The sequence below is a fragment of the Stenotrophomonas sp. YJH_SMC_17 genome (assembly GCF_059371655.1).
This window is the reverse complement of record NZ_JCAFUU010000005.1, coordinates 247447-267292: the sequence shown is the minus strand read 5'-3', so window position 1 is coordinate 267292 and position 19846 is coordinate 247447. Positions and strand designations below refer to the sequence as shown.

16 protein-coding genes are annotated in these 19846 nt (G+C 68.5%); 7 read left to right on the top strand and 9 right to left on the bottom strand.

What is annotated here, in order from left to right:
* Window positions 1-520 precede the first annotated feature (520 nt).
* On the top strand, window positions 521-1711 hold the full coding sequence (locus AC5P8Z_RS15585) for a benzoate/H(+) symporter BenE family transporter (RefSeq protein WP_125429042.1): 1191 nt from the start codon (window positions 521-523) through the stop codon (window positions 1709-1711).
* On the opposite strand, the gene AC5P8Z_RS15580 is transcribed toward AC5P8Z_RS15585, so the two are convergent.
* From AC5P8Z_RS15580 to egtB, 4 genes are all read right to left on the bottom strand, one after another.
* Complete coding sequence (locus AC5P8Z_RS15580; protein ID WP_495229452.1) at window positions 1705-2466, bottom strand: GYF domain-containing protein; 762 nt, start codon at window positions 2464-2466, stop codon at window positions 1705-1707. The two genes, AC5P8Z_RS15585 and AC5P8Z_RS15580, sit on opposite strands and share 7 nt — an antisense overlap.
* Before the next feature lie 31 nt (window positions 2467-2497).
* The gene (locus AC5P8Z_RS15575; RefSeq protein WP_495229457.1) at window positions 2498-4657 is read right to left on the bottom strand and encodes a lytic murein transglycosylase; all 2160 of its coding nucleotides are present in this window, start codon (window positions 4655-4657) and stop codon (window positions 2498-2500) included.
* Between the two features lie 87 nt (window positions 4658-4744).
* Window positions 4745-5731 (bottom strand): L-histidine N(alpha)-methyltransferase, encoded by a 987-nt coding sequence (egtD, locus tag AC5P8Z_RS15570; protein WP_286070413.1) that lies wholly within the window; start codon window positions 5729-5731, stop codon window positions 4745-4747.
* The gene (gene egtB, locus AC5P8Z_RS15565; RefSeq protein WP_286070414.1) at window positions 5728-6999 is read right to left on the bottom strand and encodes an ergothioneine biosynthesis protein EgtB; all 1272 of its coding nucleotides are present in this window, start codon (window positions 6997-6999) and stop codon (window positions 5728-5730) included. The genes egtD and egtB overlap by 4 nt, the downstream gene beginning before the upstream one ends.
* Window positions 7000-7142: 143 nt before the next feature.
* On the opposite strand from egtB, the gene AC5P8Z_RS15560 reads away from it, so the two are divergent.
* Window positions 7143-8423: a GGDEF domain-containing protein gene (locus AC5P8Z_RS15560; RefSeq protein WP_495229451.1), complete on the top strand. Its 1281-nt coding sequence runs from the start codon at window positions 7143-7145 to the stop codon at window positions 8421-8423.
* A gap of 3 nt (window positions 8424-8426) precedes the next feature.
* Here the strand turns inward: AC5P8Z_RS15560 and AC5P8Z_RS15555 are convergent, their stop codons facing one another.
* Entirely contained in the window at window positions 8427-8819 is a 393-nt protein-coding gene (locus tag AC5P8Z_RS15555) for a YchJ family protein (RefSeq protein WP_286070416.1), read from the bottom strand.
* Between the two features lie 102 nt (window positions 8820-8921).
* On the opposite strand from AC5P8Z_RS15555, the gene AC5P8Z_RS15550 reads away from it, so the two are divergent.
* On the top strand, window positions 8922-9701 hold the full coding sequence (locus tag AC5P8Z_RS15550) for a sulfite exporter TauE/SafE family protein (protein WP_286070417.1): 780 nt from the start codon (window positions 8922-8924) through the stop codon (window positions 9699-9701).
* A gap of 108 nt (window positions 9702-9809) precedes the next feature.
* On the opposite strand, the gene AC5P8Z_RS15545 is transcribed toward AC5P8Z_RS15550, so the two are convergent.
* The 4 genes from AC5P8Z_RS15545 to folE all read right to left on the bottom strand — a co-directional run bounded on the left by AC5P8Z_RS15545 (window position 9810) and on the right by folE (window position 16088).
* On the bottom strand, window positions 9810-13190 hold the full coding sequence (locus AC5P8Z_RS15545) for an ATP-binding protein (protein WP_286070418.1): 3381 nt from the start codon (window positions 13188-13190) through the stop codon (window positions 9810-9812).
* Window positions 13191-13206: 16 nt separating this feature from the next.
* A complete protein-coding gene (locus tag AC5P8Z_RS15540; protein ID WP_286070419.1) occupies window positions 13207-13908 on the bottom strand; it encodes a DUF4194 domain-containing protein in 702 nt (233 codons plus the stop codon).
* Window positions 13895-15364, bottom strand: coding sequence for a DUF3375 domain-containing protein (locus tag AC5P8Z_RS15535; protein WP_495229450.1), 1470 nt, complete (start codon window positions 15362-15364; stop codon window positions 13895-13897). The genes AC5P8Z_RS15540 and AC5P8Z_RS15535 overlap by 14 nt, the downstream gene beginning before the upstream one ends.
* Before the next feature lie 112 nt (window positions 15365-15476).
* Window positions 15477-16088, bottom strand: coding sequence for a GTP cyclohydrolase I FolE (gene folE / locus AC5P8Z_RS15530; RefSeq protein ID WP_004141296.1), 612 nt, complete (start codon window positions 16086-16088; stop codon window positions 15477-15479).
* Between the two features lie 610 nt (window positions 16089-16698).
* On the opposite strand from folE, the gene AC5P8Z_RS15525 reads away from it, so the two are divergent.
* From AC5P8Z_RS15525 to AC5P8Z_RS15510, 4 genes are all read left to right on the top strand, one after another.
* Window positions 16699-17154 carry a MarR family winged helix-turn-helix transcriptional regulator gene (locus tag AC5P8Z_RS15525; RefSeq protein WP_008265191.1) on the top strand — a complete coding sequence of 152 codons (456 nt, stop codon included), beginning with the start codon at window positions 16699-16701 and terminating at the stop codon, window positions 17152-17154.
* Window positions 17155-17262: 108 nt separating this feature from the next.
* Window positions 17263-17472 carry a DUF1656 domain-containing protein gene (locus AC5P8Z_RS15520; RefSeq protein ID WP_109814706.1) on the top strand — a complete coding sequence of 70 codons (210 nt, stop codon included), beginning with the start codon at window positions 17263-17265 and terminating at the stop codon, window positions 17470-17472.
* Window positions 17469-18386, top strand: a complete 918-nt coding sequence (locus AC5P8Z_RS15515; RefSeq protein ID WP_495229448.1) for an efflux RND transporter periplasmic adaptor subunit — start codon at window positions 17469-17471, stop codon at window positions 18384-18386. The genes AC5P8Z_RS15520 and AC5P8Z_RS15515 overlap by 4 nt, the downstream gene beginning before the upstream one ends.
* Window positions 18383-19843 carry an efflux transporter outer membrane subunit gene (locus AC5P8Z_RS15510; RefSeq protein WP_495229447.1) on the top strand — a complete coding sequence of 487 codons (1461 nt, stop codon included), beginning with the start codon at window positions 18383-18385 and terminating at the stop codon, window positions 19841-19843. The genes AC5P8Z_RS15515 and AC5P8Z_RS15510 overlap by 4 nt, the downstream gene beginning before the upstream one ends.
* The last annotated feature ends 3 nt before the right edge of the window (window positions 19844-19846 follow it).

Genomic DNA, 19846 nt, shown 5'->3' with positions numbered 1-19846 from the left:
TTCACAAGATACCTGCGCATACTTTCAAAGATCCGGGGAAGTGGCCTCAGCGCCGTTCCCGTGTGCTGCGAAGTTTCCTTCGTAGCGAGCCGCCCATTATAGCCGGCTTTTCCGCTTCGTCAACACCTTTTTTCAAGGCCGTCTCACCGGAGTGGACGTTGTTGCCGATGCCGCTTCGTCGCTGGGCCCGAGGCCCTTTCGTCGTTGCGAGCCGCCTATTATGCCGGACTTTTCGAGTCCGTCAACACCTTCGTTCGATCATCTCGTTCGTCGGTGGTGGCGTCACTGTTCGCGTGCCGTTTCCGAAGAAGCGATGCGCTGCAGCAAGGGAGCGAATTCTAGAGATCCTGCAGATTTCGTCAAGCGCTTTTTTGCATGCTGATGACAGAAGCACCGCAACATCACGCATGACGTGCGCTCGAAGATCACTGCGGCGTTGCCCGCGCGTTGCGCGGTCAACGCCGCAACCCCTATCAATACAGGGATGCACAATGCAGGGATGCACAGTGGAGAGCGAGCAATGAACATGCAGGTGCGGCGCACGTGGTGGCGCGATCTTTCGATGCCGGCAATCGTGGCCGGCTTCATCACCGTGCTGGTGGGCTTCGCCAGTTCGGCGGTGATCGTGTTCCAGGCCGCACAGGCCGTGGGTGCTGACCAGGCGCAGATCGCTTCGTGGATGTGGGCGCTCGGCCTGGGCATGGGCGTCACCTGTATTGGTCTCTCGCTGCGCTACCGGGTGCCCGTGGTCACCGCCTGGTCGACCCCGGGTGCGGCAATGCTCGTGGTGGGTGCCGGTGGCGCCTCGCTGTCCGAGGCCACGGGTGCATTCCTGCTCGCCGCGGTGCTGGGCATGATTGCCGGCTTCTCGGGCGTCTTCGCCCGGCTGATGCAGCGGGTGCCGATGGCGCTGGCGGCAGGCATGCTGGCCGGCGTGCTGTTGCGCTTCGGCCTGGATGTGTTCGTGGCGATGAACACCCAGGTCGTTCTCGCCCTGGCGATGTTCGCCACCTGGCTGGCCGGACGACGCCTGTTCCCGCGCTATGCGGTGATCGCCACCCTGCTGGTCGGCATCATCATCGCCGCCAGCCGTGGCCTGCTGCATGCGCAGGACCTGCATCTGCAGCTGGCCACCCCGCATTGGGTCACGCCCTCACTGTCGTGGCGGGCGGTGGCCGGCATCGCCCTGCCCCTGTTCGTGGTGACCATGGCCTCGCAGAACATCCCAGGGGTGGCGGTGATGCGCGCCTCTGGTTACAGCGCGCCCATCTCGCCGGTGATCGGCTGGATCGGCGTGGTCAATACCGTGTTGGCGCCCTTCGGCGCCTATGCACTGAACCTGGCGGCGATCACTGCGGCGATCTGCATGGGCCGCGATGCCCATGAGGATCCCGCGCGCCGCTACACCGCGGCGATGGCCGCCGGCGCCTTCTACATCCTGATCGGCCTGTTCGGCGCAACGGTGGCGGCGCTGTTCGCCGCCTTCCCCAAGGAACTGGTCGCCTGCGTGGCCGGCATCGCCCTGTTCGGCACCATCGGCAACAGCCTGGCCAGCGCACTGGCCGTGGAACGCGACCGCGAGGCCGCGCTGGTCACCTTCCTCGTCACCGCCTCCGGCGTGTCACTGGCCGGCATCGGTTCGGCCTTCTGGGGCCTGGTGGCCGGCGCGCTGTGCCTGCTGGTGCTGCGCCCAAGGGTGCAGGCTCAATAGGACGTCGGCAGGAACGCCAGGCCCACCAGCAATGCCAGCACTGCAACAAGGCTGAGCACCAGGCCCAGCCAGCTGACGTCGCCGCGCCGGGCCAGTTCCTGTTGGAGCGCGACCGGGTCGTTCCCCTTCAGCGCGCGGGCCTGGGCGATCTGGCGCTGGCAGTGCCGCAGGTACCAGTGATTGGCGAACACGCCGGCGGTAACGCCCAGCGCCAGGCTTGAGATGGACGAGAAGGCCTGCGGCACGTCGAGCAGGGCTTCGGCCACGCTGCTGACCACCAGCACGGCGATCCACAGCATCGCCACCCGGTACATGCGCCGGTACATCATCCACGGCAGGCCGAACAGGAACGCGGGCCAATGCCAGGTGCCGGACGCGCTGGGCAGGCCCTGGTCCAGCCGCCAGCGCCGCCGGTACAGGGCGAAGTTGCGGCCGACCACCGCGGCGTACAGCGCCATCTCGCCTTGCAATGGCTGGCTGTCCTGCGCGGAGCCGGCCAGCAGCGCCGACGCCGTGTCGGGCGCGCGGTAGGGGTCATCGATCCCACGGTCGACGACAACCGATGGGGCTGCGACGTCGGCCGTCTGGGTTGACGCGTCGAGTTCGGCCAGCGGGCGCCAGCTCGGCATGCCCTCGCACCAGAGCAGGGTGGCGGCCCCTACCCTGCCCTCGGCCTGCAGCTGCCGCAGGCCGGCCAGGTCGACCGGCCCCTCGCGCTGGCTGCTGTTGGCGTAGAACCACTGTGCTTCCTGCATGCATCGCTCCTTGTCTGTAACCGGACCCCGCTCAGGGCTGGGGCTGGCTGGACAGCACCTGCACCAGCACGTGGCGACCGCCCGGGGCCACGGTCACGATATCCGGACCGGCGTTGGCGGCCTCCAGGCAGACGTAGTCACGCCAGCCGTCGCCGACGTCGGTCATCTTCGCTGCCGCTTCCGCGCCGGGGTTCCAGGCCACCAGCGCACGGCTGCCTTCGGTACGCAGTTCGATACGGCGCTTGAGCACCGGATCGCGCAGCACGTAGCGGCCGCCGGCCGGGCTGTAGATGCGGTCGCTGCGGCCCGGATCGCGCGGGTCGCGCAACGACCACGGCCCCTGCTGGCGGCGGGTCTGGGCGTAGTTCTCGTACTTGTCCTGGTAGGTCACCCCGTCCACGCCGTCCACTTCCACACGGGTGGCATCGCCCACGCGGAAGTAGTTGTGCAGGGCCTGGGTGAAGGTGGCCGGTGCGCTGCCGGTGTTCTCGGTGACCAGCTGCTGGCGCAGCTCGCGGCCCACGCGCACGGTCATGGTCAGGCGCAGGCCGAGATCCTGCAGCGCCGGCGGCGCCAGGGTCAGCTCGATGCTGCCGTCGTCGAGGCGGCGTGCCTGCTGCAGTTCCCACGGCAGGGTGCGGACGAAGCCGTGCGCCGGCACGTCATTGCCCTGGCCCTGGCGGCCGAAGTAAGGCCAGCACACCGGACTGCCGCCACGGATGGGCGTAGGCAGCTCGGCCCGCTTGGGCGACAGCCACATCACGTCGGGCTGGCCCTTGGGCACGTAGGACAGCAGCTGGCCGCCGAACACGCTGATGGCGGCGGTGGCCTCGGGGGTTTCCACCAGCCAGGCATCGAGTCCCTGGAACTGGCCGCTGCTGACACCCTGGATCTGTTGCACGGTGGATCGACTCCGTAAGGCCGGCGACTGCGCGGCACTGTAGTTGGCGGGAAGACTGAAACGGGTGGGCGTGGCCGGCGTGCGCGGTTCGGCCTGCAGCGCACGCAGGATGCGCTGGCCGGGGCGGCCATCGGCCTCGGCCCAGCCCAGGCGGCGCTGCTCGACCTGGATCGCGCGCCGGCTGGCGTTGCCGATCATGCCATCGGCGCTGCCGATATCGTGGCCACGGGCCAGCAGCAGGGTCTGCAGCTGGCGGCGCTCGTCGCGGCCGAGGCCGGGATCATCGGTGGGCCAGGCGGTCGCCAGGCCGTTGCGGCCACGCAGACGGTCGGCCAGGGTGGCGATGGCCAGCGCGTAGCTCTCGGCGGCGTTGTAGCTGTAGATCGCATCGTAGTTGCGGAACACCAGCAGCGCCGGGCCTTTGTTGCCGGCGGGCAGCAGCAGGGCCGCGCGGGCGTCGGCCGGCAGGCCCTGCGGTGCGAGGGCGCTGCCATCCAGGCCGGTGATGCCCAGTGCGCGCCAGTCGGCCAGCGCGCGACGCTGGGTGCGCCCGGCCTGCGCCGTCCTGAAACCCTCGGGAATACGCACTTCCATGCCCCACGGTTCGCCGCTGCGCCAACCGGCGCGCTTGAGATAGTTGGCGGTGGAGGCCAGTGCGTCGGGAATGCTGGCCACCAGATCGCGGCGGCCATCGCCATCACCGTCGACGGCGATGCGCGCATAGGTGCTGGGCATGAACTGGGTGTGGCCGAAGGCACCGGCCCAGGAGCCGGTGAGTCCCTGCGCCTGCAGGTCGCCCTGCTCGATCAGCTTGATGAGCGCCAGCAGTTCGCCACGGAAGAAGGGCTGGCGACGGCCGGCACAGGACAGCGTGGCCAGCGACTGCAGCAGCGGACGCTTGCCGAACACGCGGCCATAATCGCTTTCCACACCCCATACGGCGACGATCGTTGCCGGATCGACGCCATACTGCGCCGATACCCGCTGCAACAGATCGCGATGCTGCTGCAGCATGGCGCGGCCATCGTCCACCCGCGGGCGATCAACCAGCGCGGCCAGGTAATCCCAGATCGGCGTGGTGAATTCCGGCTGCGCATCCAGCAGCGGCAGCACGCTGGGGTCGGGCTGCAGGCCGGCGCTGATGGCAGCGAAGCGATCCGCGGCAATGCCCTGCCTGGCGGCCGTTGCCTGCAGCTGCGTCATGCAGCGGGCAAAGGCCGGATCAGCGGCAGGTGTCGGTTGCGCCGTCAACGGCGCGGCCAGCGCGGCGGCCAGGCCGAGCGTGGTCATCAAGGGCATGGCGTCCTCTGTGTTGCCGGTGCTGGGGCCATGTTAGCGCGGGCAGACGGCCTGGCATCCGCCAGCCACGGCCCGGCGCTACCGATGCGGAGCCGAGGCGCGCAGCAGGCGCAGGCCGTACGCCGGATCGGACGCATTCCAGTGGGCGATGGTTTCCAGCCCGGCCTGCTGCACCAAGTGGTTGAAGCTGTCATCGGTGTACTTGTGGCTGTACTCGACCCGGATCGGTTCGCCGGCCTGGAAGTGGAAGGTCTGACCGTCCAGGTGCACGTCCTGTTCGCGCTGGCTGACCAGGTCGGTTTCGATGCGCAGGCGCGCGGTGCTGTAGCGGGCCTGGTGGCGGAAGCCATCAAGATCAAAATCACTGCCGACCTCGCGGTTGAGGCGGGCCAGCAGATTGAGGGTGAACGCTGCGGTGATGCCATCGGCATCGTTGTAGGCGGCCTCGATCAGCGCCGGGTCCTTGTGCAGGTCGATGCCGACCAGCGCCAGGCCGTCATCGCCCATGGTCTGGCGCATCGCGCGCAGCAGGGCGATGGCCTCTTCGCCGGCGAAGTTGCCCAGCGTGGAACCGGGGAAGAACAACAGGCGCCGCGCGGCCTGGCGTTCCGGTTCGGGGACCTGCACCGGGCGGGTGAAGTCGGCGCAGACCGGCAGCATCTCCACCTGCGGCAGCGCCGGGGCCAGGTGGTCGATGCTGGACAGCAGCGCGGCGCGCGAGATTTCGATGGGGGTGTAGGCCACCGGATCGTGCAGGGCAGCCAGCAGCAGGGCGGTCTTGCGACCACTGCCACTGCCCAGTTCGACCACGTGGGCATGGGCGCCGACGGCGCTGGCGATCTCCGGCAGCACCTGGTCGAGCAGGGCCAGCTCGGTGCGCGTGGGGTAGTACTCGCGGGTGTGGGTGATCTGCTCGAACAGGCGCGACCCGCGCGCGTCGTAGAAATACTTGGACGGCAGCTGGCGTGTGGCGCACGAAAGGCCGGCCACGGCGTCGGCCATGATCTGCTGGCGGCCGGGAGTGAGGTCGGTCAGCGCCTGCAGCGCGTCCTGCACGGTACTCATGGAAGATCCCTCGCCAGGCGCACGCCGGAGAACTGCCAGCGCGCCGGTGGATTAAAGAAGTTGCGGTAACTGCTGCGGACGTGGCCACGCGGGGTGGCGCAGCTGCCGCCGCGCAACACCCACTGGCCACACATGAATTTGCCGTTGTACTCGCCCAGGTTGCCGCCGAAGGGCTGGAAGCCGGGGTAAGCGCCATAGGCGCTGGAGGTCCATTCCCAGACATCGCCGAACAGCTGGCGCAGGCCCGTGCCCTGCCCTGCATGCGGATGCAGCCCGTCGTCATCGGCGAAGTGCCCGCTGGGCGGCTGCGTGGCGGCGGCCGCCTCCCATTCGAATTCGGTCGGCAGCCGTGCCTCATGCCAACGCGCGCAGGCGTCGGCTTCGTAATAGCTGAGGTGGCAGACCGGCGCATGTGGATCGAGCGCGCGCCAGCCGCCGAGGGTGTACTCGTGCTGCAGGTCGTCGTGCCAGTACAGTGGGTGCTGCCAGCCTTCAGCCTCGCACAGGGCCCAGCCTTCGCTGAGCCACCAGCGCGGATCACGGTAGCCGCCGGCATCGACGAAGGCACGGTACTCGCCGTTGCTGAGCGGGCGCTCGGCGATGGCGTGTGCAGGCAGCAGCACGCGGTGCGGTGGTGATTCGTTGTCGTAGGCGAAGGGCGCGTGCTGCGGCCAACGCGCTGCACCGACGCTGACGATGCGTTCTTCCCGCGCAACCCATCCCTGTGCGCTGTGCACGCTGGTGACCGCCGCGAGGTCTTCGCGATAGGGCGGCTGCAGCGGGTTGCACCACAGGGCGTGCTTGATGTCGGTCAGCAGCAGTTCCTGGTGCTGCTGTTCGTGCTGCAGGCCCAGCTGCAGGTGCTGCAGCGCCTCTTCACCGAGATCGCCGTCGGCCAGGCGCGCCAGCAGCTGCTCATCGACGTGCCGGCGATAGTCGCGCACCTGCTGCAGCGAGGGCCGCGACAGCAGGCCACGGCGTGGGCGGGCATGGGCCGGGCCGAGGCTCTTGTAGTAACTGTTGAAGAGAAAGTCCCAGGCCGGATCCCACGGCTGGTGGCCGCGTACGCTGGCCAGCACGAAGCGCTCGAAGAACCAGGTGGTGTGGGCCAGGTGCCATTTGGCCGGGCTGGCATCGTCCATGCTCTGCAGCATCGCGTCTTCGGCGCTGAGCGGTGCCGCCAGTTGCTGGCTGCGTCCACGCACATGGGCGAAGTGGCTGGCGAGTTCACGCTGCGGGGCAGCGACGGCGAGGGTTGCGCTGTCCATGGGCACCAGCTTCGTCTGCCGCGGGTGAGCGCGATGTCATCGCATGGCGGCAGCGCATTCACATCGCGCCCATTCAAGAACCCTGCGCCAACGCCGCTAACGGCAGTGCTGCGACCGTGTAGTGACCGCGCTGGAATTACCGCTTGTCCGATCATCCGCTCCGCCAGCCTGCGCATTACCTGTTCGTGCTGCCCGCCCTGCTGGTCGCACTGGTGCTGTGGGCTACCCTGGGCGACGAGGATGTCGGCCGAGCCGGCCAGCGCGTGCTGCCTTGGTTGCTGGCCTGCCTGGGTGCGGGGCTGGCGCTGATGTACAACCAGGTGCGCACCTTGTGCATGCTGTTGCTGGTGGCGGCCGTGTTCACGGTGCTGCACCCCGGCCTCGCCCACTACCTGCGGCTGGGCTACATCAGCCCGCTGACGCCGCTGCGCTTCCATGCGGTATCCGCCTGGCTGCCGCTGCTGTTTACCTTGCATGCGCTGTGGCCCGAGCGTGGCCGGCGGCGCCAGGACCTGCTGCTGCGCGGGATCGGTAGCGGCACCCTGCTGGCGATCTTCGCCCTGCTGGCCGCGCAGCAGCCGCAGGGCATGCATGACCTGCTGTCGAACCGGCACTTCGCCTGGATTCCGAGCGACTGGAATGCGCTGGCACAGCTGCCGGCCCTGCTGTTCCTGACCGCCACCACGGCCCTGGGCTGGCTGGCCTGGCAGCGCCCTCGCCCGCTGCACACGGCGATGCTGCTGGCGCTGCTGTGCCTGTGGTGGATGCTGCCGCGGGTGTTCCTGCAGCCGGTGCTGCTGCCGGCGCTGAGCAGTGCCGCGCTGCTGCTGATGCTGGGCGCGATGCTGCAGGAGTCATTCCACATGGCGTTCCGCGATGAACTGACCGGCCTGCCGGGACGGCGCGCGTTCAACGAGACCCTGCAGCGGGCGCGGGGCACCTACAGCATCGCGATGGTGGATGTGGACCACTTCAAATCGTTCAACGACACCCACGGCCACGATACCGGCGACGATGTACTGCGACTGGTGGCCTCGCGGCTCGCGCGGGTTGGCGACGGAGGCCGCGCGTTCCGCTACGGCGGCGAGGAGTTCGCGGTGGTTTTCCTCGACCGGCCGGCGGCGGCCTGCGTGGACGCGGTGGAAGCGCTGCGCCAGAGCATCGAGGACACCCGCATGCAGTTGCGCGACCGCGGTACGCGCAGCCGCGACGACGAGACCGGTCGCCAGCAGCGCGGGCGCGGCGGCAGCGGCCAGGTAGTGCAGGTGACGGTCAGCATCGGGCTGGCCGACAGCCGCGTGGACCCCCGCCCGGTGGCGGTGATCAAGGCCGCCGACCAGGCGCTGTACGTGGCCAAGGACGAGGGCCGCAACCAGGTCCGCGCGCACGGCGGCCAGCGCGTGCTGGCGGTGCGCGGCGGCTGAGGCTCAGACCGCGTCGAGGTAGTACCAACGGCCGTCGATGCGCAGGAAGCGGCTGTGCTCGGTCATCTTCACCGCACTGCCGCCGCCCACCCGGTAGCGTGCGGTGAAACGCACTTCGGCGCTGTCGGCACCGGTGACCGTGTGTTCGTGCACGGTCAGGCCCAGCCAGTGCGTACGCTGGCCCGGCGCATCGTCGAGTGACAGCTCGGCAGGACGGGTCTCCGGGTGCCAGCTCTGGCGCAGGTAGTCGGCCAGGCCCCGCACGTATGCGCTGTAGCGCGAGCGCATCAGGCGTTCGGCATCTGGGGCGGCTTCGCCGGCATGGAAACGACCACAGCAGGCGGCGTATTCGGCGGGCAGGCCGCAGGGACAGGGATCGGCAGGGTTTCGGCTCATGCGCGCATTGTCGCCGGCTTGTGCGGATTGATCCACGCGGGGCGTGGGTCAGCCGATGCAGGACAGGCGTATGCTGTCGCGCCCCCACTTTGATTGATCGCCGTGCTGGAACTGGTTCCCCCTGAGTTGTGGTGGCTGGTGGTGATCGCCTTCATCGCCGGCCTGGTCGATGCCGCCGTCGGTGGCGGTGGGCTGGTGCAGCTACCCGGTCTGTTCACGGTGCTGCCGCAGCAGACGCCTGCGATGCTGTTCGGTACCAACAAGTTCAGCTCGATGTTCGGCACCGGCGCTGCCGCCTGGCGATATGCGCGCAATGTGCGCTTCCCGTGGAAGCCGGTATTGTTCGCGGCCGGCACGGCCTTCATCTTCTCCTTCGCCGGCGCCACCGCGGTGAGCCTGCTGCCGAAGGATGCGGTGCGGCCGCTGGTGCTGGTCCTGCTGGTCGCGATGCTGGCCTACACCCTGTGGAAGAAGGATTTCGGCGCGCTGCACCGGCCACAGGAGATCGGCCGGCGCGAGCTGGCGATCGCGCTGGCGATCGGTGCGGCGATCGGCTTCTACGACGGCTTCTTCGGGCCGGGCACCGGCAGCTTCCTGATCTTCCTGTTCGTGCGCTTCTTCGGTCTGGATTTCCTGCGCGCTTCAGCGGCATCGAAGGTGGTGAACCTGGCGACGAATGTTGCAGCGATCTCGTTCTTCGTGCCGACCGGCAACATCCTGTGGCTGTTCGCGCTGCCGATGGCAGCAGCCAACATCATCGGTTCGGTGGTGGGCACGCGCCTGGCGCTGAAGGGCGGCACGCCGTTCATCCGCAAGCTGTTCGTGGGGCTGGTGGTGGTGCTGATCGCACGGATGGCGTGGGATACGTTCCGCGGGGCATAAGGGCGCAACATGATCTGGTAGGTGCCAACCTTGGTTGGCCCGCTGTTGCCGGTCGCGCAGAGCAGCCGAGCATGGCTCGGCTCTACAGGAGAGTGCCGGCCGAGGCAGTCAGGCCTCGGCTTCTTCCGGTTCGTTGGCCTGCTGCCGGCTGCGCTCGGGCAGCTTCAGGCGCTTGCCTTCTTCGTCGTACTCGATGAGCAGGACGCCCGAATCGTGGCGGCCGCTGATTTCGACGAAGCAAGCACCACCGATGAACGGTTCCAGCGTCATCACCGACTTCAGCGGTGTGGCGACGACCATCTGGAAGCCGAAGTTGTCGAAGATGTTCATTGCCAGCGCAGTGAACTCGTTGTCGGCCTTGTCGAAGGCTTCGTCGAGCACGACGGCGGCATAGCTGGGCAGCTGGCTGTCGGCACCACCCAACTGGTAGCGCAGCGCGGCGGCGAGGCAGGTGGTGGCCAGCTTCTGGCGCTGGCCGCCGGACTTGCCGGCGCCGCTGCGGTAGATCTCGACCTGCTGGCGCGTTTCCGCATCCAGCTCGACGCCGATGAACTCCACGTGCATGCGCACGTCCAGCACCAGCTCACGCCAGCGCTTGTCCTCGCCTTCCTGCGAGCCGAGGCGGTTGACCAGCTGGCGCAGTACGGTGAACTGCGACTCGGCCAGCTCGCGCTGCTCGGTCTGCTGCTGCGACAGCACCTCGCGCAGCTGCAGGTGGAACTCGCCCACTTCCGGCAGACGGCGGTCGCTCAGTTCGATGGTCAGCAACGTGCCACGGTTGAACGGCACCTGTTCCAGGCTGGCGTTCACTTCGTCCAGGCGCTGGCCGATCGACTTGCGGGCTTCGGCACTATGGCGCTGCAGCGCCAGCAGGTTGTTCTTGCTCTGGTTCTGCAGCAGGTCGAAGAAGCGCTCTTCGTGCTGCGGCAGGCCATCGCGCTCCAGGCGTTCGAGGCGGGCGAGGAAGTCCTCGGCCGACGCCACCGACACGGTGAAGTCGCCCGATTCCTCCGGCCACTGCTGGATGAAGCGGCGGAAGCAGCCGATCAGCTGGTTCTCGATGCGGTTGAGGTCCTGCTGCGAGGAGGACAGCTGCTCGTTCAGCGCGTTGCTGACTTGGCGCATGTGCGCTTCCAGCGTTTCCAGGCTGAGCGGGCCCTGTTCCTGCAGGCGCTCGGCAAGGCCGGCTTCCTGCTTCTGGGCCAGGCTCGGCAGCACCAGCGCACGGCTCTGCTGGCGTGCGCGGTCGAGGCGATCACGTTCCTTGACCAGCTGGCCACGCTCGACGCGGACGTCTTCATAGGTGCGGCGCGACTGTTCGATGTCGGCGCGCACCGCGTCGATCTGCTTGGCCAGCTTGGCCAGGTCGGCGTTGCCTTCGCGCAGATCGCGCAGAGTCGCTTCGATATCGCTCAGGCGCTGCTGCGGCGCGGCGATGTCGATCTCGTTCCAGCTGATGCTGACCAGCTCGTGGCAGGCCAGGCGGCGTTCGTTGTCGCGGTCACGCTGGCCGCGCAGGCGCGCGATGTCGGTCTCGCAGCTGGCGATGCGCTTGGCCAGTTCCTGCGCTTCGCGCTCGAAAGCGCCCACCTTGTCGTGGTTGTTGAAGCCGAGGATCCAGCGACGGCGATCGCCAACAGCGCTGCGGTCGTCCTTCTCGAAACGGTCGCCCGGGTGCTTGACCTGGCCTTCGCGGGTGATACCGCGGTCGACGTTGCGCAGCTGCTTGGCATCGACGCATTCGTAGTCGAAGCGCTTGCCGAGTTCGCGCCGCAGCCAGCTTTCGAACACATGCTCGCGCAGTTCCAGCTTGTGCAGCAGCGACTTCGCCGACGGCTCGCGGGCGAACGCATCGTCGTTGCGGCGCACGCGGTAATAGGTGAAGCGCATGCCCAGGTGGGTACGGTTCACCCACTCGGCCACGTCGTTGTAATGCTTGTCATCGACCAGCAGCGACAGCGCGAAACCGCCCAGCACGCGCTCGATGGCCCCCTGCCAGCCCTGCTCTTCCGAGCGGACCTGGATCAGCTCGCCGACGAACGGCAGCGCCGCCTCGGCGATACCGGTTTCCTCAGCCAGGCGCGCGCGCAGCTTCTGCATCGGCGCCGGGATGTTGGACGGCGTGCGCTGCATCGCTTCGAGTTCCGCACGGACTTCACCGAAGCGGCGCTCGTCATCGCGCTTGCCACCCAGGCGATCGCTGATCGCGTCGTCCAGCGCCGAAGATGCACGCTGGCGGTCCTGCAGCTCGTTCTGCGCACGCTCGACCAGCTCGGCGAAGCCGTGGGCGTCATCCGGCAGTTCCGTCTGCAGCTGCTGCGCGGCCTGGCGTGCCTGCTCGCGCTTGGCCTGGCGGCGGTCGCGCTCGGCTTCGGCACGGCCCTGTTCGCGTTCCAGTTCCTCGATGCGCTCACCGCCCTGTTGGCGGCGCTGCAGTTCCAGCTCGGCCAGGCGCTCGGTGTGGTTGTCGAGTGCGGCACGGCGCTGGGCTTCCTCGCCCAGCAGGCCACGGTCACGCACGTCCATCTCGCGCAGGCGTGCTTCGATCAGCGCCTGGCGGCGGCTTTCGCGGAAGCTGTCGACGCCGAGCTTCAGCGCTTCGTCGTCGCCACGCTGGCGGTGCATTTCCTTCAGATCGTTGTAGTAGGCGCGTGCCGGCAGCAGGGTTTCCACCTGGCGGCGCGCGGTGACCACCGCCTGGTGCGCGCCATCGAGCTCGGCGAAATCGCTGACCAGGCGCTCGGCCGCGTCGAAGGTCTTCGGCGTGTCGAGCATGAAGTCGCGCAGGAAGACATTGAGGTCGCCCAGGTTCTTCGCCGACTGCGTCTTGTGCAGCAGGCGCAGCGCCATCTCATTGTCGATGCCGAGCAGGTCGCGGAAGCGCTCGGCGTAGCCGGAGAAGGTGTCGAAGTGGTGCAGGTCGGACAGCTTCTGCTTGAGCTTGCGTAGGTCCAGGTCGAAACCCCCAAGATCCTTGGCGATGTCGAACGGGCGCTCGGCGATCATGTAGTGCTTGCGCACATCGCCGGCCGAGGTGCCGTTGCCGGAGATCCACAGCAGACGCACGAGGCTGACCACGCGGCCATCGCCGGCGCGGTATTCCAGCACCAGCGCGGTCCAGGTGGCACCCTTGCGCAGGTACTGGGTGGCGATTTCGCCGGTGCCGCTGTCCTGCTGGTCGGCCCACGCGCCACGCACGTAGGACACCAGGTTGCGGTCGCGGCCACTGCGCTCTGCTTCGCGCGCGGCGGCGTTGAAGTCGACGATGGCCGGCGGCGTCAGCAGCGCGGACATGGCATCGAGCAGGGTCGACTTGCCCGAGCCGGAACGGCCGACGAACAGGAAGCCGCGCTCGGCGATCGGCACTTCGGTCAGGCCGTTGAAGGTGCCCCAGTTGTGCACCTGCAGACGGCGCATGCGGAACTGCTGCAGGCGCGGGTCCGGCAGGCCTTCGTTGAACAGGGCGGGGGTGTGCTTGGAGATAGCCATGCGATGGTCGGGTCTCTCAGGCCTCGGCGGCCGGGGTTTCGCGCAGCTGGCGGTAGACCGCCGAAAGCTGGGACACGTCTTCGGCGGAGAACAGCAGCTTCAGTGCCGGCGAGACTTCGTGGCGGTCTTCCTGGCCGCTGAGGCGGGTCAGGATGTGGTTGTCCTTCATCTTCTGCACTGCCGAGGCGACGCGGCGGTTGAAGCCGGCGCGGTCGGTGGACAGGTTCTTCTCGTAGATGGCCAGCGCTTCGGCCATCTCGGCGTCGGCGACCACCGCGCGGTTGCCGCGCGCATCGGCCTCGGCCAGCTGCTGGCGCAGGTACAGCAGCAGCACCGAGTCGATGAAGGTCAGCGGCGAGGTGCGCAGCAGCACCGGCGCATCAACGTCTTCGGTATCGGCCTGGCGGGTGAACGCCACGCCGCTGTCACGATCGAGCACCAGTTCCAGGAACAGGTCCGCCAGCGACGAGCGGATGGCCGCCTCGCTGCGGATCAGCGCCGGCCACAGTTTGGCGTGGCGCAGCTGGTCGATGCTGGGGCCGATCAGCAGCTGGCACAGCGCGCGGCGCGCATCCAGCGGCAGGCGCCCGGTATCGCCGAGGTAATACACGTCGTTGCCACGGCGGGGCTGCGCCACGGCCGCCACCAGCTCGGCCTCGTAGGCGTCTTCCGCCACGTCGGCCTGCGGTGCGTCGATGGGATCTTCATGCCAGCTCATGGCGTCTCTCCTGAGTGAACCAAACCAGCGGGATGCGGGCGCGACGGATCTGGCCGTCGCCACCACGCCATTGCGCAAGCTCCTGCTCGCCGGCAACCACGTTGCCGAAGCGCGTGCCCAGCGACAGGTAGCCGATGACGCTGCCGAGGCCCTGCGGCGCTTCGCGCTGCGACAGGGCCTGGGCGATGCTGAGCCGCGGCTGTGCATCGAGCAGGTCGTGCAGGTCGCGGCGCAGGGTACGGAAATCGATTTCGGACGAAGCGACCAGATCACCGACGCTTTCCAGGCTGATGGCCGCGGCGTCGTTGTACTCGACATTGCCATCGACCTGGGCACTGCGCGGATCGTGCAGCCTCCACTGCGACCACGAGCGCAGGCGGCTGGTGGTCAACTGCAGGTCACGGCCGATGCCACGCTGTGCGGGGAATTCGTCGCGCAGAGCCAGTGCTTCGGACTGCGCCTGCTTCAGCAGCTGGTTGAGGCGACGCTGTTCCAGGTAGCCACGGCTCTGCACGAAGCCGCGCAGGCTGCGCGCGAAGTTCTGCAGCACGTCGTGCACCTGGCCACCGCGTTCGAGCATGGTGCTGGTGAAGCTGCGCAGGAAGTTGCGTTCGTTGCGGTCCAGGCGGCGCGCGAAGCCACGCGCCAGCACTGCTTCGAGCGCGGCATCGAGCTGGGCACTCTGTTCGGCGTCGTTGAGCAGGCGCCAGAACGCCTGGAAACTGCGCCCGGCGTCACTTTCGCCGATGACATCCACGCCTTCGAACAGCTGCGACAACACGTCGCCGCGCTCGCCCTCGTCGTCGATGATGCGTTCGCGGAATTCGCGGTTGAGCTGCTCGAAGTCATCGCGCACACGGCGGAAGTCCTCGGTCAGCTCATCGGCCAGGCCGATGATCTGGCGGGTGCGTTCCAGCGCGCGCTTGCCGTCCAGCGCAACCACGCGGCCAGTGCCGACCCGGGCGATTTCGGCATCAATGCGGTCGCGCTCGTCGTGCAGCGCGGACAGGCGCGCATCGGGGTCGGCTTCGGTCTGCGCCGCCAGCGCCGAGAGCTGCTCGATGACCAGGGCCAGGCGGCTTTCGGTGGCGGCCACGCGAGCCTGCTCGAGGCCGTCGGCGAAGCGGATCGCCTGCAGTGCGGCTGTCGACAGCTCGTACTGCTCCTGGTCGGCGCCTTCGGGCAAACGGCGTTCCAGCCAACCCTGGGCCAACCAGTGGGCGATGTAGGCCTGAGCGGTACGCGGCAGCTCGCGCGAGAGTTCATCGCCGGCCAGCTGGTCCAGCGCGCGCTGCAGTCGTTCGTTCAGCACCGAGGACGGCAGCGTGCGCTCGCCGTCCATCAGCAGGCCCTGCAACAGGCCGATGATTTCCGGGGCGTGGTCGGCGGCAAGCAGCTTCCACTGGGGCTGTTCGCGCAGGTGGCGGTAACGGGCAATGCGTTCGCGGTGCTTCATGCAGCGAAAGAAGTCTGTAGGGCTGACAGGGACGAGCCGCCATGCACGGCTGCCGCGTGGGCAGCCGTGGGCATGCCGGCCTGCAGGGGCCGGCGCGGTGCAGGCAAGCGGCTCAGCGCTTGCCGCCCACTTCGATGAAGCGCAGGAACTCGGCGCGGGTGCGCGCGTCGTCGCGGAAGCTGCCCAGCATCTTGGAGGTGACCATGCTGACGCCGCGCTTGTGGATGCCGCGGGTGGTCATGCATTCGTGGGCGCCTTCGACGACCACGCCGACACCGATCGGCTGCAGCACATCCTGGATGCACTGGGCGATCTGCGCGGTCATTTTCTCCTGCACCTGGAAACGGCGGGCGTAGGCTTCGACGACGCGGGCCAGCTTGCTGATGCCCACCACCTTGCCGGCCGGCAGGTAGCCGACGTGCACGCGGCCGATGATCGGCGCCATGTGGTGCTCGCAGTGGCTTTCGTACTCGATGTCCCGCAGGACGATCAGTTCGTCGTAGCCGGCCACTTCCTCGAAGGTCCGCTCCATGTAGGCGCGCGGGTCGTCGCGGTAACCGCTGAACCAGTCGCCATAGGCTTCGGCGACACGGCGGGGGGTATCCAGCAGGCCTTCGCGGGACGGGTCCTCACCGGCCCAGCGCAGCAGGGTTCGCACGGCATCCTCGGCCTGGTCCTGGGTCACGTCGCCTTGCGGGGCGGCCTTTTCGTTGTTCTTGCTCATTGCGTACAGCGTCCCGAACGGGGGGCGAGCATCGTACCCGACCGGGGGGTGGGTCGTCCTGTTGGGACGGTTCATCGGGGGTCGTTGCTGGCGCGTCGTTGCTATCGGATTGGAGGAGGAGAGGGGGCTGCGCAGGACACGCCGTGAACCCTTCCCTGGGGGCTCGATGGCGCCATCCATGGCGCCAACGGTCCTGCGCAGCCCCCTCTCCCCCTCCCTGACGTTTTCCTGCGGGCGCGGCCGGACCGCCCGAAAGCGGGGTCAAAAGCTTGGGTTCATGGCTTCGGAAGCGCCGCGCGACTGCGCGACTGCTGTGGTGGGTGCGAACCGTTGGTCCGCACAGCTTTGGCTTCTGCCCCTGCCTTTAAAGAGCCAACCCACCGCGCTCGCGGGGGATGGGAAGGCAGCGGGGGCCGGGCGGGGCAGGACCGTCCGCGGCATGGATGCCGCGGCCGAGCCCCCAAGGATGGGTTCACGGCGTGTCCTGCACCGTCCGGCGCCCGCTGCCCCACCCGACACCACGCAGGCGCAACGCTTTCCTCACTACACCCCACCCATTCAGAAAAACCTATTGATAGGAATGAAATTAGTAGTATCCTATCTATCTCTTATGGACCGACCCCTCGACGAGCGCACCGTGCTGCAGATGCAGCTCAGCTCCGGCCTGCTGTACGCAGGGCGGCAGTGGCAGCGCCTGGCCGACAGTCGGCTCGGCAGCTACGGCATCTCCACCGCCTGCACCATGCCCCTGCTGATGATCGGACGCTCCGGCGGTGGCATCCGCCAGGTGGCACTGGCCCAGCAGCTGGGCATGGAAGGGCCCTCCCTGGTGCGCCTGCTGGACAAGCTGTGCGCCAGCGACCTGGTCCGCCGCGAAAGCGATGCCAGCGACCGCCGCGCCAACCTGTTGTGGCTGACCGACGCCGGGCAGGCGCTGGTCAGCGAGCTGGAAGACCAGCTGATCGGCCTGCGCCAGGACGTGTTCGGCGAGCTTTCCATGGATGAACTGCACGCCGTGCTGAAGGCCTGGCGCCTGCTGGCCGAGGCCGCCGACCGCATCACGTAAGAGCGCTGCCCCCGAACACCGCCGCTGCCGTGCATACGCCAGCGGCTTTTGCCCGTTGCCGTTGTTCTGTTGTCCCTCCCCTCCCCCACCTCGCCCCCGCCCCTTCCGATGCCCGGTGAATTCAGTCTCCATGGAGTGTTCGTCCCGACCCTGCTCGGGTTGATGTTGTTGGCCTACTTGGTCAACAGCGGCCTGCACGCGCTGCTGCAGCGTGTCGGCGCCTATCGCCATGTATGGCACCCGGCGCTGTTCAACCTGGCGCTGTACGGGATCGTGCTTGGCCTGCTGTTCCACCTCCTGCGTTGGATGCAATCGTGAACAAGATCGTGAAGAAGACCCTGCCCATACTGCTGACCAGCGCAGCCGTGATCGTCGCCCTGCTGGTGCTGCGCCAGCTGTGGGTCTATTACATGGATGAGCCGTGGACCCGCGATGCTCATGTCGGCGCCGACGTGGTGCAGGTAGCGCCGGACGTGTCCGGGCTGGTGGAAGCGGTGCAGGTGGCCGACAACCAGGCGGTGAAGAAGGGCGACGTGCTGTTCGTGGTCGACCGCGCGCGCTACCGCATCGCGCTGGAACAGGCCAAGGCCAGCCTGGCCGAGCGCCAGGCCTCGGTGGCGCAGCTGCGCCGCGAGATCGGTCGCGACCGCAGCCTGCAGGACCTGGTGGCCGCCGAGGACGCCGAAGTGCGCCGCGCCAAGCTGCAGGCTGCACAGGCGGCGCTGGCCACCGCACAGGCCGCGGTCGATCTGGCCGACCTCAACCTCGGCCGCACCGAGGTACGCGCGCCGGCCGACGGCCGGGTCAACGACCGCACCCTGCGCGTGGGCGACTACGTGGTGGCCGGCAAGCCGGTGCTGGCGCTGCTGGACACCGGCTCGTTCCGCATCGACGGCTACTTCGAGGAAACCCGCCTGCGCGGCGTGGCCGCGGGGCAGCGCGTGGACATCCGCCTGATGGGCGAATCGGCGCCGCTGCGCGGCCATGTCGAGAGCATCGCCGCTGGCATCGAGGACCGCTACCGCAGCAACGGCAGCACCCTGCTGCCGAACGTGACCCCGGCCTTCGACTGGGTGCGGCTGGCGCAGCGCATTCCGGTGCGCATCGCCATCGACGAAGTGCCAAAGGGCGTTGAGCTGATTGCCGGCCGTACCGCCACGGTGACCGTACAGACCAACAGCACGAAGCATGCAGGCAAGGTCGGCACCGCGCCGACACAGGCGGGCCTGTGAACGCCACCCTGCCCCGTCTCGGCCTGATCGTCGCGCTGGCCAGCCTGGCCGCGTGCAGGACCGTCGGCCCGGACTACGCGCTGCCGGAAGGCTCGGCGTTCAAGCGCCCGGAGGCCAATGCGGCCTTCATCGATACGCAGAACCCGCAGGTGGCCGCCAACCAGGCGCTGCCCGACCGCTGGTGGTCGCTGTACAACGACCCGGTGCTGGACGGGCTGATCACCCAGGCGCTGCGTGACAACGTGGAACTGAAGGCCGCCGATGCGCACCTGCGCCGCGCCGCCGCCGTGTACGAACAGGCGCTGGACGCCGGCGGCTTCGAGTACGAGGCCGAGGCCGGCGTCAGCCGCGCGCAGCTGTCGGCCGAATCGTTCCTGCAGGAGCACGAGCTGCCGGTGATCAACCTGGCCGATGGCAAGTTCGCGGTCAGCTACCAGTTCGACCTGTTCGGCAAGCTCAAGCGCGGCGCCGAAGCGGCGCGTGCCGACGAGCAGTCGGTGGCGGCGGCACGCGATCTGGCCCAGGTCAGCGTGGTCGCGCAGGTGGCCGACAGCTACCTGGAAATCTGCCACGCCAACCACGAACTGCACGTGGCCGAGCATTCGCTGCAGCTGCAGCAGCGCAGCCGCACCGTTACCGAGCGCCTGATCGCCGCGGGCCGCGGCACGCCGCCGGAACTGGCCCGCGCCAATGCCCAGGTGGCACTGCTGGAAGCGGCACTGCCGCCGCTGCGCGCGCAGCGTTCGGCGGCCGCCTATTCGCTGGCCGCCCTGCTCGGGCAGACCCCGGGCCAGCTGCCGGCCGGCGTGATCGACTGTGCACACGCCCCCGGCCTGGCGCAGCCGCTGCCGGTCGGTGATGGCCGTGCACTGCTGCAGCGCCGCCCGGACGTGCGCCAGGCCGAACGCAAGCTGGCCTCGGCCACCGCGCGCATTGGCGTGGCCACCGCCGAGCTGTATCCGGACATCCGTCTGGGTGCCTCGGCCGGCGCCGCCGGCCTGCTGGAAGACTTCGGCACGCCGATGACCCAGCAATGGTCGATCGGCCCGCTGATCTCGTGGACGTTGCCGTCGTCGGGCACGCACGCGCGCATCCACGCCGCCGAAGCCGGTGCCGACGCCGCCTTGGCCGAGTTCGACCACACCGTGCTGCAGGCGCTGCGCGAGACCCAGACCGCGCTGGACCGCTATGCGCAGGACCTGCGCCGGCTGCAGTCGCTGCGCATCGCGCAGGAACAGGCCGCACTGGCTGCCGAGCAGAACCGCCGGCTGTACCAGGGTGGCCGCACGCCGTACCTGTCCAGCCTGGATGCCGACCGCAGCCTGGCCACCAGCGATGCCACCCTGGCCGCCGCCGAAGCGCAGGTCTCACGCGACCAGATCCATCTGTTCCTGGTGCTGGGCGGCGGCTGGCAAGCCAGCACCGCTGCGGCCGGCACCCCGACCGCAGCGAAGTAAGCC